We start from the raw sequence: 16,999 nt of genomic DNA, 5'->3' as shown, positions 1-16,999 counted from the left end.
AGAAAAGTCTAATTTTTTTAAATCCCTCGCGCATACTGAAGAGTTATCCACAGATGACCTTATTTTGCGTGGTGGAGCTATAGCTCAAAACCCTACGACCGCACGCTAACCCTGCGGCCATCCAAGCTCACGCGATCCTCGCGCAGCCAGCGAATCACCTGCGGCAGCAGTACGTGCTCAGCCGCATGGATGCGCTCCGACAGCGAGTCCGCAGTCTCGTGCTCGTGGATCTCAACGGCACGCTGGGCGATGATCGGCCCGGAGTCCAACCCGCCGTCCACGAAGTGAACGGTCACGCCGGTCTGCTTCACGCCGTACTCGACGGCCTGCTCGATCGCACGTACGCCGGGAAACGACGGCAGCAGTGAAGGATGAATGTTGATCATGCGCCCGAAATACGGCTCAACAAGCACATTCGTAATAATCCGCATGTAGCCAGCCATTACGATCAAGTCAACCTGACGATCGTGCAGCTCTTTAAGGATAAGAGCCTCATAAGCCTCACGACTCTCGTATTCCTTCGGAACAAACGCGAATACTGGCACCTTCGCCTCTACAGCACGCTCCACCACATACGCTTGCGGGCGGTCACAGACAAGAAGCTCGATGCTGACATCAAGCTTCCCCTTCTGTACCTGATCTACGATGGCCTGGAAATTCGAGCCGCTGCCCGAAGCGAAAATCGCAATTCGGTAAGGCTGCATTAAACTTCAGCTCCTTGGAACGTCACTACACGCTCGCCTTCAGTAACAACACCTAAACGGTAAGCTTTCTCGCCTTGTGCTTCTGCTGCTGCAATAGCTTTCTCAGCATCGTCCGAACCAACGATAACAACCATCCCGATACCCATGTTGAACGTACGGAACATATCGTTGTTCGAAATGCCGCCCTCACGCTGCATCAACTCAAAAATCGGAAGGATCGGCCACGATCCATATTGGATTTCGACGTTCACGCCATCAGGCAGAACGCGAGGAATATTTTCGATAAAACCGCCGCCTGTAATGTGTGCCATTCCTTTGATCGCAACATCTTCAAGCATCGCAAGAACTGGCTTCACATAAAGCTTCGTTGGCTCAAGGAGCACGTTACCAAGCTTATCGCCCAACTCATCCACATGACCTTGAAGCGTATAACCGCCATCTTCCAGCAAAAGCTTGCGCACAAGAGAGAACCCGTTACTGTGTACACCGCTCGATGCCAGACCTAGAACCACGTCTCCAGGACGGATCGTTGTACCATCGATGATCTTTTTCTTGTCGACGATTCCAACCGTAAACCCGGCAATGTCATACTCCCCTGACGCATACATGCCCGGCATTTCCGCTGTTTCGCCACCGATGAGTGAGCAGCCAGACTGCGCACAACCGTCAGCGATCCCTTTAACGATAGCTTCAATTTTCTCTGGAATTACTTTGTCACAAGCAAGATAGTCGAGGAAAAAAAGCGGCTCCGCGCCTTGAACGATAATATCATTCACGCACATCGCAACAGCGTCAATCCCAATCGTATCATGCTTATCCATTGCAAAAGCGATCTTCAGCTTCGTGCCCACGCCGTCCGTACCAGATACGAGCACAGGCTCCTCGTACTTGTCTTTGTTCAAGCTGAACAGCCCGCCGAAGCCACCGAGGTCCGTTAACACTTCAGGACGGAAAGTCCGTTTGACGTGCTTTTTCATCCGTTCTACTGCTTCGTTCCCCGCCGCGATATCGACTCCAGCCTTTTTGTAAGCATCCGACACTTAGCAATCACTCCTTAGTTTGTCTATGTATCGGGCAGGTCGTCCGCCTAAGCGGGACCCACCCGTTGTGTCTATTTCAATTTATTCCATTTCCTTATCTATTAACCAATTAATCGCAAGCACAACCAACCTTAGTAACATCCACAATTTCTGTTGGATAACTGTTATCGAAGCATGCCGTACAGTAGCCGCTCTCCGCCCCTGCCGAACCTTGACCGATCGAATCTAACAGCCCTTCTTTTGTCAGAAAATGCAGGGAATCCGCGTTGATCGCTTTACGAATCTCTTCGATCGAATTCATCGCAGCGATCAGCTCTTTCCGATCCGGTGTATCAATCCCGTAGTAGCATGGATTCATAAAAGGCGGCGAAGAGATACGCACGTGCACTTCTGTTGCTCCAGCTTCTCTTAGTAAATTGACGATTCGAAGTGACGTTGTCCCTCGCACGATGGAGTCATCAATCATGACGACACGCTTGCCTTCAACGACTTTACGAACGGCGCTCAGCTTCATTTTAACACCTTGCTCACGAAGCTCTTGGCTTGGAATGATGAACGTCCGGCCTGTGTAGCGGTTCTTGATCAGTCCCAGCTCATAAGGGATACCCGTTTGTTCCGCATAACCAATTGCAGCCGAAATACTCGAATCCGGCACACCAGTCACAATATCAGCGTCAACGAAAGCTTCCATCGCCAGTTTCTTACCCATCCGCTTACGCGCGGAGTGAATATTCACCGTATCAATGTCACTATCTGGACGAGCAAAGTAGATATACTCCATCGCACAAATCGCGCGTCGGCCGCTTTCCGTGAACCGCTCCGAGCGGAAGCCGTCGCGATCAATCACGATGATTTCCCCTGGCTGCACATCACGGAAATACGTAGCTCCCACCGCATCGAAGGCGCAGGACTCGGAAGCGAACAAGTAAGCATCTCCCAGACGGCCGATCATGAAGGGACGAAGTCCGTTCGGATCGAGCGCAGCGATCAATTTGTCCTTGGTGACGATCAGGAAGGCAAAGCCGCCGATAACTTGATTCATCGCATCTTTAACCGCATCCACAATATCGTCGTGCTCCGAACGGGCAATCAAATGCGCCATAACCTCGGTGTCGCTCGTCGTTTGGAAGATCGAACCCTTCTTCTCAAGCTCGCGCTTGATAATATGCGCATTATCAAGGTTGCCGTTCGTCGCAATAGCAAGGTCGCCCTCACGGTACTTGAATACGAGTGGTTGTGCGTTTGCCAGCTTGCTTTCGCCTGCTGTTGAATAGCGCACGTGGGCGATCGCGGTAGAACCTGTCAGAGGATGCAAATTTTCATTGGTGAATACCTCTTTGGCAAGTCCCATACCGCGATAATAGTTAAACTTGCCGTCTTCCACCGTGCAAATGCCGGCACTTTCCTGTCCGCGGTGCTGCAGGGCATGCAGCCCGTAATAGCACAGAGAGGAAGCTTCGGGATGACCATACACCCCGAAAACCCCACACTCCTCATTCAGCTTATCAAACAATCCGCCTTGGCCGCCTACACCTTCGTTGAAATACTCGCCTGTCCAAAGTTCATGCTGTTTATCCCCTAGTTGAACTACGGGAGCAGCAGGGAGCTTTAGGGCCTTGGTTTTTTTCATGCCATTAGACATGGGATCGCATCCTTCCAGACTTTCGCCAGCTCGTTTACCGGAGACTGGAGACGCTGTTCGTTATTGATTTTAACGGTCAGATCTGAACCTGTTACTGTTCCAATTTCTTGATAAGGTACGCCTTGTGAAGCAATCCAGTGTTTCAGAGCGTCCGCTTTATCAGGAGAAGCACTGAGCAAAATACGGGATTGTGTTTCACTGAATAGCGTGAAGTCGGGACGAAGGTCAGACGCCACATTAACAGCTGCGCCCACTTTACCACCGATACAGCTTTCAGCCAAAGCAACGGCCAAGCCGCCTTCGGATAAGTCATGCGCAGAAGCAACAAGACCTTCTTGAATTGCTTTTAGAACCGCATTTTGCAGGCGTTTCTCTGTAGCCAAGTCCAATTCAGGAGGACGGCCTTCCGTTACACCGTGAATCACATATTGGAATTCGCTGCCGCCGAGCTCCGCTTTCGTCTCGCCGAGCAGGATGATGATGTCGCCTTCTTTTTTGAAGCTTTGCGTCGTGATGTGGTCGATGTCATGAACAAGACCAACCATCCCGATAACCGGAGTTGGGTAGATCGCACCTTTGGCATTCTCGTTGTAAAGCGAGACGTTACCGCCAATAACCGGCGTATCCAAGAAGCGGCAAGCTTCTGCCATACCGTCTGTGGATTTCTCCAGCTGCCAGAAAATTTCTGGCTTGTCTGGGCTGCCGAAGTTCAGGTTATCCGTAACCGCGAGCGGCTCAGCACCGGAGCAGACAACGTTACGCGCTGCTTCCGAAACTGCGATTCGTCCGCCTACTTCCGGATCCAAGTACACATAGCGTCCGTTGCAGTCGGTTGTCATCGCGAGGCCCTTACGGGTACCGCGAATGGTTACAACCGCTGCGTCCGAACCCGGACGCACTGCCGTATCTGTACGAACCATGTGGTCATACTGGTTGTACACCCACTCTTTGCTCGCTACCGTCGGAGACGCGAGCACCGATTTCAGCGCATCCGTCAATTTCGTTACCTCAGGGTAACGAGTCGTGTCGATCGATGCGCTAGCTTCGTAATAAGCCGGCACTTTGCTCGGCTTATTGTACACCGGGCACTCGTCGACGAGTGCGCCGACAGGCATGTTCCCCACGACTTCACCGTGGTGGATCAGCTTCAGGTAACCGTCATCGGTTACCTTGCCGACTTTGGCGCAGTGGAGACCCCAGCGCTCAAAAATGCCCTTAGCTTGCGCCTCATGCTTCGGCTCAACAACGAAAAGCATACGCTCTTGAGACTCAGACAGCATCATTTCATACGCTGTCATGCCTTCTTCGCGCTGCGGAACTTCATCAAGGTAAAGCTCCATGCCGTTGCCCGCTTTACTAGCCATCTCTGCGCTGGAGCAAGTTAGCCCCGCAGCACCCATATCTTGAATTCCGAGCACGATGCCGGAATTGATTAACTCTAAGCACGCTTCCAGCACAAGCTTCTCCATGAACGGATCGCCAACTTGTACCGCTGGGCGCTTCGCTTCGGACTCCGCCGTAAGCTCCTCGGATGCGAATGTCGCACCGTGGATACCGTCGCGGCCAGTCGCTGGTCCGACGTAGAAGACTGGGTTGCCAACACCTTTGGCAACACCGCGTTGAATCATGTTGTGGTCGATAAGACCCACACACATCGCATTAACGAGCGGGTTCCCCTCGTAGCTCTCGTCGAACATCACTTCGCCGCCGACTGTCGGAATCCCGATACAGTTCCCGTATCCAGCGATTCCGGATACAACGTGCTCGAACAAGTACTTCACGCGGTCGTTTTCCAGCTTACCGAAACGCAAGGAATTCAGAAGCGCTACCGGGCGTGCGCCCATTGAGAAAATATCACGAATAATACCGCCCACTCCTGTCGCCGCGCCTTGATAAGGCTCGATCGCTGAAGGGTGGTTATGACTTTCAATTTTGAAAACAACCGCTTGGTTGTCTCCGATATCTACTATCCCTGCGCCTTCGCCAGGTCCCATCAAGACGCGAGGTCCTGTCACTGGGAATTTACGAAGTACAGGTTTGGAATTTTTATAAGAACAGTGCTCGGACCACATAACGCTGAAAACACCGATCTCTACATAGTTCGGGTTGCGTCCAAGGAAGCCGCAAATTTTGGCAAACTCTTCGTCCGTTACGCCCATTTGCTTGTAAATTTTCTGCTCCGCGATTTGCTCGGCTGTTGGTTCATTAACGGATAGCTGCTGCGTCATGTTTCTCCCTCCAAGCGCTTAGAATTGATGTGAACATTTTCTTACCATCTGCGGAGCCAAGAATCTCATGAACGGCACGCTCCGGATGAGGCATCATACCAACGACATTACCAGCTTTATTGCTGATTCCAGCGATATCGTCAAGGGATCCGTTCGGATTGTTGCCCGCTTCATAACGGAATACGATTTGATTGTTTTCTTGCAATTCTTTTAGTGTAGCTTCGTCACAATAATAGTTACCTTCGCCGTGAGCGATTGGAATTTCAATCAGCTCGCCCTCCGCGTAATCACGCGTGAAAGCCGTCGTGTTGTTCTCCACTTTGAGGATCGTTTGGTGGCAGCGGAATTTCATTCCGTTGTTGCGCAGCAAAGCACCTGGCAGTAATCTTGCTTCCGTTAACACTTGGAATCCGTTACAAATACCTAGAATGTACTTGCCTTCTTCCGCAGCCTTAACCACAGCTTTCATGACGTTCGTAAATTGGGCAATCGCTCCGCAACGCAGGTAATCCCCATAAGAGAATCCACCCGGCACGAGGATGCAGTCGTATTTGGACAAGTCGCCATCTGTATGCCAAACATACTCAACCGGCTGACCAATGGTATCTTCGATTGCTTTATACAGATCGATGTCGCAGTTCGATCCCGGAAATACAAGAACCGCAAAATTCATGACGTTTTCCTCCTTATTCTGGTTTATTACGCCAACTCGTAGCGGTAGTCTTCGATAACCGTGTTCGCAAGCAGCTTCTCGCACATTGCTTTTACGCGTGCTTCCGCTTCTGCTTTATCCGTTGTATCCAGTTCTAACTCCAAGTATTTCCCGATGCGCACCTTGCCAACTTCCTCAAAACCCATGGAATGAAGCGCTCCTTGCACCGCAGTTCCTTGAACATCCAATACGTTCTGCTTGATCGTTACGTAGACCGTTGCTTTCATTTCAAATCTCCTCCTCGTATATGCTTGTCAAAATAGAAGTCCTTAGAGCCTCTTATAAGTCGTTTATTTCACTAAAATGGGAGGATAGAAGCCTCTAAAGGCTCTTATTTCTCCTAAAAAAGACAATTTGACCGATATTCCGGTAAATAAGAGACCTTAAAGGCTCTTATTTGCCGGAATATCGGCGATTCCCATGGAATAAGAGTCTCTAAAGGCTCTTATTCCTTTTGTCGCAGCCTAAGCTGCGGGGAGCCGGGGGAGTGGGGGAACCTCCCCTAATCCACCAAACGGTGTAAAATTTCTTTATAACGGTTCGAAGTTTCTTCTACAACGGAAGCTGGCAGCTCATCCGGCTCACTATTTTTATCCCAACCCGATCCCGCTAAGTACGTACGAACGGGCTCTTTGTCCATCGAATCAATCTCGATATTCAGGGCGTATTTATCTTCTGACCAGTAACGCGAGGAATCCGGCGTGAAAATTTCATCTATAATAATAAGTTCACCCGCATAAAAGCCGAATTCAAACTTGGTATCTGCTAAAATAATACCCTTTTGCTCACAAATCGCATGAGCCAGTGTGTAAAGCATAATGCTTCGCTCTTGCAGCTCATAAGTCAGCTTCTCACCGACTAATTCAATCATTTGTTCCACGGAAATGTCTTCGTCATGACCGACATCATTTTTAGCCGCAGGTGTGAAAATAGGATCTTGCAAGCGCTCGTTTTTGCGCAGGCCTTCAGGCAGTTTGCGACCGTTAATCTCGCCGGTTTTTTCGTACTGTCTCCAGCCGTTGCCTGTGATGTACCCGCGAACCACGCACTCAATGGAGATGCGCTCCGCTTTTTTCGCTACAATAATACGTTCCTTTAGAAGCTCTCTATCTTCCGCACTCGGAATAATCGCGTGAAGCTTTTCCACATCCGTATGCACAATGTGATTGCTCATGTAACCGCTAGTTATGCCGAACCAGTATTTACTAAGCGCGTTCAGAACGTACCCCTTATCAGGAATACCAGGCTTCAACATATAATCAAAAGCCGAAATCCGATCCGTCACCACAATAAGGAAATGTTCGCCTAGATCATACAGTTCACGTACTTTACCCTTATGAACCAGGGGAGCGTTAATCATTTCAACGGCTGAATCCACGATATTGCTTGCCACGAACCACACATCCTTTCCTGCTAAAAATGTTGTTTTCTATTTCAAGCCTAAGCGGTTAAAGATCGTGTCAACATGTTTCAAATGCCAGCTTGGATCGAAGCAATCTGCGATTTCTTCTGGGCTTAACACTTCTGTAATCACGGAAGCATTCTCTACGATTTCGCGGAACGAACGCTGTTCTTCCCATGCCTGCATCGCTCTTGGTTGAACCGTATCGTACGCTTGCTCACGAGCAAAGCCTTTGTCGATCAGCTTCGTCATAACGCGGCCAGAGAAAGGAACGTCATAGGTGCTGCGCATGTTGCGTTTCATATTTTCAGGGAACACAGTCAAGTTCTTGATGATGTTGCCTAGTCGGTTCAGCATGTAGTTAAGCAGCTGCGTCGCATCCGGCAGGATAATACGCTCAACGGAGGAGTGCGAAATGTCGCGCTCATGCCAAAGCGTTACGTTCTCGTAAGCGGAAACCATGTGCCCGCGAATCACACGGGACAGACCGGAAATGCTCTCGCAACCAATCGGGTTACGCTTATGCGGCATGGCGGAGGAACCTTTTTGACCTTTTGCAAATGGCTCTTCAACCTCGCGGAACTCACTCTTCTGAAGCGCGCGAATTTCAGTCGCGAATTTATCAAGGGACGTAGCAACCAACGCCAGCGTCGCCATGTACTCAGCGTGACGGTCACGCTGCAAGGTTTGTGTAGAGATCGGAGCTGCTTTCGTGCCCAGCTTGCCGCACACATACTCTTCAACGAATGGATCGATGTTCGCGTAGGTGCCTACTGCACCTGAGATTTTACCGAATTGCACGCCATCAGCAGCAAAGCGGAAACGCTCCAGGTTACGCTTCATTTCTTCGTACCAAAGCGCCATTTTCAAACCAAACGTCGTCGGCTCTGCATGCACACCATGCGTTCTGCCCATCATGGCTGTATCTTTATGTTCGATTGCTTTATTGCGAAGGATTTCAATGAAATTCTGAATGTCTTTGTCCAAAATCTCGTTTGCCTGTCTCAGCAAGTAGCCAAGTGCTGTATCGACAACGTCTGTCGAAGTTAAACCATAGTGAACCCATTTGCGCTCAGGTCCCAGCGTTTCGGAAACTGCTCTAGTGAAGGCGATCACGTCATGACGCGTCTCTTGCTCGATTTCATAAATGCGGTCAATGTTGAAGCTTGCGTTCTCGCGCAGTACTTTCACATCTTCCTTAGGAATAACTCCGAGTTCTGACCATGCTTCGCAAGAAAGAATCTCGACTTCAAGCCAAGCTTGGAATTTATTTTCCTCTGTCCAAATGCGTGCCATTTCTGGGCGTGTATAACGTTCAATCATGTTAGCCGTTCCTCCAATGAGTTCATTTACTTACTTTCCCCAAATGCTTGTCTGTTCTATCCAAGTTAGTGCTTTCGCGACATCGCTTGTAAGGAGATTGATGTGTCCCATCTTGCGTTTTTCTTTCGCTTCTTGCTTGCCATATAAATGAACCTTCGCAGAAACGCCTAATTCACTATGTTCCAGGAAATCGGGTCGGTCGATCAGTTCTTGCAGCGGTTCGATATGCTCACCAAGCAAATTAACCATCACAACAGGTGTCAGCAGCTCAGTAGAACCAAGCGGCAGGTTGCAAATCGCGCGAACATGCTGTTCGAACTGTGAAGTTCGGCAGGCTTCCATCGTGAAGTGACCTGAATTGTGCGGGCGTGGCGCAAGCTCATTAACGTAAAGCTGTCCATCCTTCGTCAGGAATAACTCCACTGCGATCAAACCAATCACACCGAGCGATTCTGCGATGCGCACGGCAAGCTCTTCAGCTTCCTTTTGCACCTCTACAGGAATTCGCGCTGGGACGATCGATTGATGCAGGATGTTATGTACATGTATATTTTCAGCAGCGGGAAAAGCCTTCACCTCGCCGCGTGGACTTCTTGCCGCAATCACGGATAATTCTTTGTCAAAATGAATGAATTGTTCGAGAACCAGCTCTGTTTTGGCGCGGCTGAGCGTTTCGTAAGCTTCCTCCACCTCGTCCAGCGAGCGAAGAACCCATTGCCCTTTGCCATCGTAGCCACCGGTTGCTGTTTTGAGGACACACGGTGTCCCGAAGCGCAGTACCGCTTCTTTTAGTTCTTCTGCACTCTTGATTTCAGCATATGGAGCAACAGGTACGCCCGCTGCTTCAATCGCTTTCTTTTCACGCAGACGATGCTGGGTCGTGTATAAAAGCTCACTTCCTTGAGGAACATAGGACTCATTCATTAATATGTTGGTCACATGTGCATCGACGTTCTCGAATTCGTAGGTGATGACGTCCGACAAGGCTGCGAGTCTTCTCGCCGCTTCAACATCGTCAAAGTCCGCTTGAATTTGCTCATCTGCGACTTGACCGCAAGGCGCGTCATCCGTAGGATCGAGCGTCACGAAGCGATACCCCATGTTGCGTCCTGCCAAGGCCAACATGCGGCCTAGCTGCCCACCGCCCAAGATGCCGATGGTACCGCCTGGCTTGATGACCTTATCGCTTAAGTTTGAGGTTTCGCTCATAACAGGTCACTGCTTTCAATCACGGTCTGTGCAATGCGCTCGCGACGCGCTCTGACCTTCGCTTGCAGCTCCGGCTCGAATGCGCCCAGAATTTGCGCTGCCAAGAGGCCTGCATTCGTTGCGCCCGCATGTCCGATTGCCACAGTCGCGACTGGAATGCCACCTGGCATTTGCACGATTGAAAGCAAGGAATCAAGCCCGTTCAGCGTCGACGTTTTGACCGGAACACCAATAACCGGAAGCTCCGTTTTGGCTGCTACCATCCCTGGTAGATGCGCCGCCCCTCCTGCTCCGGCAATAATCACTTGAATGCCGCGGCCTGCCGCCGAGGCTGCATATTCGAACATAAGGTCCGGCGTTCTATGCGCAGAAACCACCTTTTTCTCATAAGGCACTCCCAGCTCTTCCAACATGTCGCATGCGTGCTTCATCGTTTCCCAATCCGATTGGCTTCCCATTATTACACCAACACGTACCGTCATCACTTCAAACCTACTCTCATCTTATATGGTAGTGTTAAAACCATGTTTACAAATACATCATCTATAACCTTAAACCCAAAAAACGCCCAGAGCTAGAATACATGATTCTATCCGCTGGACAGCAAAAGAACCGAATGCAAAAAGACCATCGTCTTCCTATGGTTTCCCTCATTCGCTTCCTCGTAGTCCAAAAATTCATGGTTTTTGGGTAGAAACTTTCAGGCCTTATCCCTGATTTTATACGAGTTGATTCGACATTTTCAATTAGTGCGGCTTCATTTCCCGCTTCCCTAGTTTACTACCAACTAACGTGCGATGTCAATTTCAAAAAACGAACAATTTTCGGATAATTCTTTTAAATAGTTCGCTTTTTGGTGCATTTTCTATCTTTTAAACGGTTTGCGACCTAAGATGCGATTCTCATCTTCCCTGAGACCACATCTGTCAGCAATAATTACTTTCGATACGCAGACGTTTATTGTGCTAATATTTTTCGACAAGACCTTTATATATGACTTATCAGCATAAAATAAACGTCTTACGTTGTCCTTTGAATGAATCCATATTCGCGGTTGAATGATGTTGTAGAAAGTGCAACAATTTCTGCCTATACCTCGCTTTCTCCCTTTGTTGTTGCATCATGTACAACAATTTGGTCCTGTTCAGGCCATTTCGCAACAAATAGGCTCAAAAATGTTGTACAAACTGCAACTTCAAGTTGCGATATAGCCTTTAGGCGTGTGAATTGTTGTAGAAAATGCAACATTGGTAACCACTATAGCCCATATGCCCTCGCGTAAACTGAATGACTCTCAAATCGGATTTTGGAGTTTTGAATACCAGTTGTGAGGAGGCATAATGAAACAATCGACAGTCTCCAACATACAGCATCCTTAGCGTGCCCAGAGAAATCAAGGGAATTGTTGTAAAAAAAAGGGTATTCCATTAAATGGAATACCCATAGCCAATTTACTTTACACAGCAGAAACTTCTTTCACAGATCCCGTTTGCAGCGACATATCTGTTTCTTCTTGATTTGATTGATTCGGATTAAACTGCTTCTCACTCTTGGCAATAACTATTGTCGCTACGCTGTTGCCGATAATGTTTGTAATCGCTCTCGCTTCGGACATGAATCGATCCACGCCAATGAGAAGTGCCATACCTTCGACGGGAATAACGTTATTCGGAACTGCAGCCAGCGTTGCAGCCAGTGTTACGAAGCCAGACCCGGTAATTCCTGCTGCGCCTTTAGAAGTCAGCATGAGTACGCCCATGAATGTCAATAATTGCACCCAGTTAAGCTCAACACCGTAAGCTTGCGCAATAAACAATCCCGCCATAGACAGATAGATGGAAGTGCCATCCAGGTTGAACGAGTAGCCGGTAGGAATTACAAGACCTACGACCGGCTTGGAAGCGCCGAACTTCTCCAGCTTTTCCATGACGCGCGGCAGCGCAGATTCTGATGAGGAAGTTCCCAGAACGAGCATCAATTCTTCCTTGATGTGACGCAGCAGCTTGAGAAGACTGAATCCGTAGAACTTACAAATAGATCCCAGCACAATAAAGATGAAAAGCGCCATCGTAATGTATACAGAACCCATCATTTTTCCAAGGGAGAACAAGGAACTAACGCCGAACTTCCCGATCGTATAGGACATCGCGCCAAAAGCGGCTATCGGAGAAAACTTCATAATAATTCCCACGAGGCGGAAGAATATTTCGTTCGCTAGCTCCAAAAAGCTCATGACTGGCTTCACTTTGTTGCCTATACCCGCCATCGCCAGTCCGAATAATATGGAGAAGAATAGGATCGGCAGCATATCCGCTTTGGAAAAGGCCGCTATCACGTTATCTGGAACAATGCCCACGAGGAAATCCATAAAACTATGGCTCGTTGCGGCAGCTTGCTTCGTAAATTTGTCTACATCCCCTGCCTTCACGCCGCTTGTGCTCATGCCCGCGCCCGGTCTGAAAATGTACATCACGGCGACTCCGATGACCATGGCAAGGGTCGTAATAATTTCAAAGTAAAGCAATGCCTTGCCGCCGATACGACCGATTTTCTTCATATCGCCCATACCTGCAATTCCAATCACGATCGTAAAGAAAACGATTGGAGCAATCACCATTTTAATCATTTTAATAAACACATCGGAAAGCACCTTTAACTCGGCTGCTTGTGAAGGAAAGAACTGCCCAAACGCGATCCCCAGTACAATCGCTATCAACACCTGCAATGTTAGGTTTTTTCTAAGTTTCATCATCGTAAAATCCTCCTTCTTTCTATATCTGAACTAGGCTTGGACTTTCTCTCTGCGTCTTCTGGCTACCCCGTCTTCATATGCTGCTTGGACGACCGCATCTCTCACGCGTTCTGCGACCGATTGATTAAAAACACTTGGAATAATGTAAGACTCATTCAACTCATCCTCTTGAACAACCGATGCAATCGCCTTGGCTGCGGCAAGCTTCATATTCTCTGTCACCCTGGACGCCCTGCAATCCAGAAGCCCCCGGAACAAGCCTGGGAAGCACAGCACATTGTTGATTTGGTTTGGATAGTCCGAACGGCCGGTAGCCATAACCCGTACATAAGGCTCTGCCTCTTCGGGGAGAATTTCTGGCGTCGGGTTTGCCATTGCAAAGACGATCGGATTCTCCGCCATTTTGGCTACGTCTTCCCTTTTAAGTACGCCTGGACCCGATACGCCGATAAAAATATCTGCTCCTTCAATAACTTCCGAAAGCGATCCTTGAATCTGCTTCGGATTCGTATGTTCTGCATACCATTGCCAAAACGGATTGTCGTAAACGCCTTCACGTGTGATGGCTCCCTGCCGATCGACACCAATAATATTTCGAACACCTGCCGCCATCAGCATTTTGGTGCAAGCCGTTCCTGCCGCACCAATGCCGCAAAGCACGACTTTGCAATCCTCAAGCTTCTTGCCCACGATCTTAACGGCATTAAACAATCCTGCCAAAAGCACCACAGCTGTACCATGCTGATCATCATGAAATACGGGAATATCCAGTTCCTCGATAAGACGCTGTTCAATCTCAAAGCATCTAGGTGCAGATATATCCTCAAGATTGATTCCGCCAAACGTCGGAGATAGCGCTTTCACAATACTTACAATTTCATCTGTATCCTGTGTAGCCAGACATATTGGGAATGCATCGACACCAGCTAACTGCTTAAACAACATTGCCTTTCCTTCCATAACAGGCATCGCTGCTTCTGGTCCAATATTGCCCAGACCAAGTACGGCAGTTCCATCGGATATGACCGCAACCGTATTCCGTTTGATTGTCAGCGTATGGGCAAGGGATGGCTTTTCGTGGATCGCCATACATACCTTTGCAACACCCGGCGTGTAAACCCTGGAGAGGTCATCTCGATTTTTAATGGGATACTTTGGACTCATTTCAATTTTCCCGCCCAAATGAAGCAGAAACGTTTGATCCGAAACATGAACGATTTTTACTCCCGACAATGTGCGGATGGCCGCAGCAATCAGTTCAGTATGCTTGTTATCGTATACATTGATGGTGATATCTCGAACCGTGATGTTTTTGTCCGTTCTAACGACGTCAATGGCGATAATATCCCCACCTGCATCACTAATGGCCGTAGCAACACTGCCGAACGACGCTTTCTCCTTATCCAATTCCAGTCTCAAAATAATACTTGTATTAACTCCCGAAGGGATTGACATAATTGCACCTCAAGCGATATCAGACTTTGTCACATCTATTTCTGTTTTCATGATATCGCTTTCAAAAGAAGACGTGAAGAATTTGACCATATTGGTACTTATGGTCTTTTTGGTCTTCACTTTGACTTATGATCTTTTATCCTCTGTCATCCATACATACCTATTGATCGGACGCCCTATCCCGCCGTATTCAAGGTCTAGCTTCACCTGCTTATTCTTCTCCAAAAACTCCAGATACCTTCGTGCCGTAACTCTTGCCAATCCTACGCCCTCGGCTACTTCTTCAGCGGATAAAGATTTGTGCTGCTGCATTAGAAATAGCATGACTTGTTTCATCGTCAGTGCTTGCAGACCCTTGGGCAAATCCATTTGCAAGCTGACGGCAGGTGTTCCAGGAATCGATTCTCCCACGGTTCCATGTAATAATTGATCCAATTCAACTTGTGATAATGTCGATTCCTTACCTAATCTCCGTTTCATCATTCGGTAATTTTCCAATGCCTCTCGGACTCTTTCAAACTTAAAAGGCTTCATGATATAGTCCACTGCCCCCTGATGAAGCATCCGCTGGATCGTTGGAATGTCATTAGCGGCCGTAATTACAATCGCATCTGTATGTAACTGTTCATTTCGAATTTGCTGCAGCACTTCGGTTCCATTTTGTCCCGGCATATAGATATCTAGAATTACGAGGTCTGGCTTCAAATCACGAACTTTATCGATTCCATCTACACCGTTAGCGGATGTCCCTACAATTTCAAAGCCGGGAACCCTCTCAATAAACTGCCTGTTCACTTCAAGAACCATCGGATCGTCCTCAATCAGTACGACTCTGTACATGAGTTTCTTCCTCTCTTGTATGCATAGGGAAAGTGAGAATAAAGCTCGTCCCCACGCCAACCGTGGACTCCACTTCCAGATGAGCACCGCATTTGTTCACAATATTATGGATTAAATACAAACCAATGCCCCTGCCTTCGTCAGCATTTGTTGAGAAGCCTCGCTCAAAAAGGCGTTGTTTGGTTTCCTCCCCCATGCCTTTCCCATTATCCTCGACCAAAATTGATAATAGGTCATCATCCTGCTCGATACTGATAAAGATCTCTTTCTTCCCATCCTTCTCCTTCAGAGCATCAAAAGCATTCTCAATCAGATTGCCCAAGATGACCACAATGTCGTGCTGATCCATATTTTCCGGAAATCGCACCAACCTGCTTGCCCGGTCCAAACGAACATCGATGCCCAACTCTCTGCCGCGGCTGATTTTCCCCAAAAGTAAACCGGCCGCGCTTTCATTCGCGATCTTGCTCGAGACAAAGCTGCTGAGCTCGGATTGAGCTTCCATCGTTTCGAACAAATAATCCAGCGCCTTCTGCTTATGATCAAGTTGGATCAAACCGCCGATGGTGTGCAGCTTGTTCATATATTCATGATTCTGCACACGAAGTGCGTCAACAAATGCCCTTACGCCGGTCAACTCTTCAGCGATTTTCGTCACCTCCGAGCGATCTTGAAAAATAGCTACGGCGCCAACCGTTTGATGGCCTACTTTAATAGGAACCCGATTACTCAAAATATCAGCAGGTCCTATATGCAGCTCTTGGTTGTAAATAGCATGATTAAGCTGCAAAATTTCTGGAAGTCTCGTGTCCGGCAGTACTTCTCGAATAGGACGTCCAAGTACGTCCCCTTCGATTTGCAGCATTTTTTTGGCTTTATCATTAAATACCGTTACGTATTCCTTACTGTCTATCGCAATAACCCCTTCATGCATCGCATTGAAAGTAGCCGTTCGTTCAACGAGCAGCTGCGCAATCTCAACAGGCTCTAAACGAAACATCTGCTCCTTAATATGCCTAGAGAGCATCCACGAACCTAGAATACCAAAAAGCAAAGACAAGAGGACCGTTACATAAATTTGCCCCCTCATATCAAGAATAATTCCTGTCAATCCCGGAACCAGCTTTCCCACCAACACGACACCAATTTGCTCGTGCTGCTCATTCATAACAGGTACAAAGGCTCTGAGAGCTGTCCCTTGCTCTCCTTTTGCCCTGGAAAGATACGTATGCTCGGCAAATGCGGAATGCTCGTCCTCTCCCTGAGAAAGCTCCCCTATTCGGGAGGATGATGGGTGAGACCAACGAATGCCGTTCATATCCATGACAACAATATAGTCAACGTCATTAATGATTCGAAGACGTTCAGTAATTGGATTAATTTCCTGCCTTCGGCTCTGTTCCGTCAGCCCGCTGAGAATAGAAGGCAATTGTGTAACTGTACGCGCAGTCACAAGCAGTCTCTGTCCTAGTTCTTGTTCCTGGAGGTGAATAACACGGCCTATTAAATTGATACCGCCGATACAAATCGCAAATAAAACAATGCCGAACGACAGGATCGTAATTTTCCAATTCATGCGAAGTCCCTTGATCCTCAAAGCCGATCACCTACTTTCTAGCCTAACGTTTATTTCTAAGATTATCATACATTATGTTACACTGAATTTATTATCCATAACAAATGGGGGTCCAT

14 protein-coding genes and 1 riboswitch are annotated in these 16,999 nt (G+C 48.2%); all 14 genes read right to left on the bottom strand.

The features are described 5' to 3' along the window. Positions 1-92: 92 nt before the first annotated feature. Positions 93-704, bottom strand: a complete 612-nt coding sequence (gene purN, locus QFZ78_RS26390) for a phosphoribosylglycinamide formyltransferase (RefSeq protein WP_307551989.1) — start codon at positions 702-704, stop codon at positions 93-95. Beyond that, positions 704-1,744: a phosphoribosylformylglycinamidine cyclo-ligase gene (gene purM, locus QFZ78_RS26385; protein WP_307551986.1), complete on the bottom strand. Its 1,041-nt coding sequence runs from the start codon at positions 1,742-1,744 to the stop codon at positions 704-706. Before purM ends, purN begins: the two co-directional genes overlap by 1 nt. Before the next feature lie 109 nt (positions 1,745-1,853). Continuing rightward, positions 1,854-3,386, bottom strand: coding sequence for an amidophosphoribosyltransferase (purF, locus tag QFZ78_RS26380; RefSeq protein WP_307551984.1), 1,533 nt, complete (start codon positions 3,384-3,386; stop codon positions 1,854-1,856). Then, entirely contained in the window at positions 3,371-5,614 is a 2,244-nt protein-coding gene (gene purL, locus QFZ78_RS26375; protein WP_307551983.1) for a phosphoribosylformylglycinamidine synthase subunit PurL, read from the bottom strand. Before purL ends, purF begins: the two co-directional genes overlap by 16 nt. Beyond that, positions 5,592-6,287, bottom strand: coding sequence for a phosphoribosylformylglycinamidine synthase subunit PurQ (gene purQ, locus QFZ78_RS26370; RefSeq protein WP_307551980.1), 696 nt, complete (start codon positions 6,285-6,287; stop codon positions 5,592-5,594). The genes purL and purQ overlap by 23 nt, the downstream gene beginning before the upstream one ends. A gap of 26 nt (positions 6,288-6,313) precedes the next feature. Continuing rightward, positions 6,314-6,553 carry a phosphoribosylformylglycinamidine synthase subunit PurS gene (gene purS, locus QFZ78_RS26365; protein WP_056830702.1) on the bottom strand — a complete coding sequence of 80 codons (240 nt, stop codon included), beginning with the start codon at positions 6,551-6,553 and terminating at the stop codon, positions 6,314-6,316. Positions 6,554-6,828: 275 nt separating this feature from the next. Continuing rightward, positions 6,829-7,686: a phosphoribosylaminoimidazolesuccinocarboxamide synthase gene (locus QFZ78_RS26360; protein ID WP_307555910.1), complete on the bottom strand. Its 858-nt coding sequence runs from the start codon at positions 7,684-7,686 to the stop codon at positions 6,829-6,831. A 69-nt stretch (positions 7,687-7,755) separates the two neighbouring features. Further along, complete coding sequence (gene purB, locus QFZ78_RS26355) at positions 7,756-9,051, bottom strand: adenylosuccinate lyase (protein ID WP_047676348.1); 1,296 nt, start codon at positions 9,049-9,051, stop codon at positions 7,756-7,758. A gap of 30 nt (positions 9,052-9,081) precedes the next feature. After that, positions 9,082-10,260 (bottom strand): 5-(carboxyamino)imidazole ribonucleotide synthase, encoded by a 1,179-nt coding sequence (purK, locus tag QFZ78_RS26350; protein ID WP_307551978.1) that lies wholly within the window; start codon positions 10,258-10,260, stop codon positions 9,082-9,084. Continuing rightward, complete coding sequence (purE, locus tag QFZ78_RS26345; protein WP_029198283.1) at positions 10,257-10,742, bottom strand: 5-(carboxyamino)imidazole ribonucleotide mutase; 486 nt, start codon at positions 10,740-10,742, stop codon at positions 10,257-10,259. The genes purK and purE overlap by 4 nt, the downstream gene beginning before the upstream one ends. Positions 10,743-10,905: 163 nt before the next feature. Further along, positions 10,906-11,007: riboswitch (purine riboswitch) on the bottom strand. A 709-nt stretch (positions 11,008-11,716) separates the two neighbouring features. Continuing rightward, positions 11,717-13,012, bottom strand: coding sequence for a C4-dicarboxylate transporter DctA (gene dctA / locus QFZ78_RS26340; protein ID WP_307551977.1), 1,296 nt, complete (start codon positions 13,010-13,012; stop codon positions 11,717-11,719). Positions 13,013-13,042: 30 nt separating this feature from the next. Continuing rightward, complete coding sequence (locus tag QFZ78_RS26335; RefSeq protein ID WP_307551975.1) at positions 13,043-14,467, bottom strand: NAD-dependent malic enzyme; 1,425 nt, start codon at positions 14,465-14,467, stop codon at positions 13,043-13,045. Positions 14,468-14,593: 126 nt separating this feature from the next. Next, positions 14,594-15,307, bottom strand: a complete 714-nt coding sequence (locus tag QFZ78_RS26330; RefSeq protein WP_307551974.1) for a response regulator — start codon at positions 15,305-15,307, stop codon at positions 14,594-14,596. Continuing rightward, entirely contained in the window at positions 15,285-16,883 is a 1,599-nt protein-coding gene (locus QFZ78_RS26325; protein WP_307551972.1) for an ATP-binding protein, read from the bottom strand. The genes QFZ78_RS26330 and QFZ78_RS26325 overlap by 23 nt, the downstream gene beginning before the upstream one ends. Positions 16,884-16,999 lie beyond the last annotated feature (116 nt).

The organism is Paenibacillus sp. V4I5, assembly GCF_030817255.1.
In the GTDB taxonomy this organism is placed as follows: Bacteria; Bacillota; Bacilli; order Paenibacillales; family NBRC-103111; genus Paenibacillus_E.
The sequence above is the reverse complement of the archived record's forward strand: the minus strand, read 5'-3'. Positions and strand labels throughout refer to the sequence as shown.

Excerpts from the sequence above, each read along its gene's own strand:
- purN (WP_307551989.1), bottom strand. The coding sequence starts at position 704 with ATGCAGCCTTACCGAATTGCGATTTTCGCTTCGGGCAGCGGCTCGAAT.
- purF (WP_307551984.1), bottom strand. The coding sequence starts at position 3,386 with ATGTCTAATGGCATGAAAAAAACCAAGGCCCTAAAGCTCCCTGCTGCT.
- purL (WP_307551983.1), bottom strand. The coding sequence starts at position 5,614 with ATGACGCAGCAGCTATCCGTTAATGAACCAACAGCCGAGCAAATCGCG.
- purQ (WP_307551980.1), bottom strand. The coding sequence starts at position 6,287 with ATGAATTTTGCGGTTCTTGTATTTCCGGGATCGAACTGCGACATCGAT.
- purS (WP_056830702.1), bottom strand. The coding sequence starts at position 6,553 with ATGAAAGCAACGGTCTACGTAACGATCAAGCAGAACGTATTGGATGTT.
- QFZ78_RS26360 (WP_307555910.1), bottom strand. The coding sequence starts at position 7,686 with ATGATTAACGCTCCCCTGGTTCATAAGGGTAAAGTACGTGAACTGTAT.
- purB (WP_047676348.1), bottom strand. The coding sequence starts at position 9,051 with ATGATTGAACGTTATACACGCCCAGAAATGGCACGCATTTGGACAGAG.
- purK (WP_307551978.1), bottom strand. The coding sequence starts at position 10,260 with ATGAGCGAAACCTCAAACTTAAGCGATAAGGTCATCAAGCCAGGCGGT.
- purE (WP_029198283.1), bottom strand. The coding sequence starts at position 10,742 with ATGACGGTACGTGTTGGTGTAATAATGGGAAGCCAATCGGATTGGGAA.
- dctA (WP_307551977.1), bottom strand. The coding sequence starts at position 13,012 with ATGATGAAACTTAGAAAAAACCTAACATTGCAGGTGTTGATAGCGATT.
- QFZ78_RS26335 (WP_307551975.1), bottom strand. The coding sequence starts at position 14,467 with ATGTCAATCCCTTCGGGAGTTAATACAAGTATTATTTTGAGACTGGAA.
- QFZ78_RS26330 (WP_307551974.1), bottom strand. The coding sequence starts at position 15,307 with ATGTACAGAGTCGTACTGATTGAGGACGATCCGATGGTTCTTGAAGTG.
- QFZ78_RS26325 (WP_307551972.1), bottom strand. The coding sequence starts at position 16,883 with ATGAATTGGAAAATTACGATCCTGTCGTTCGGCATTGTTTTATTTGCG.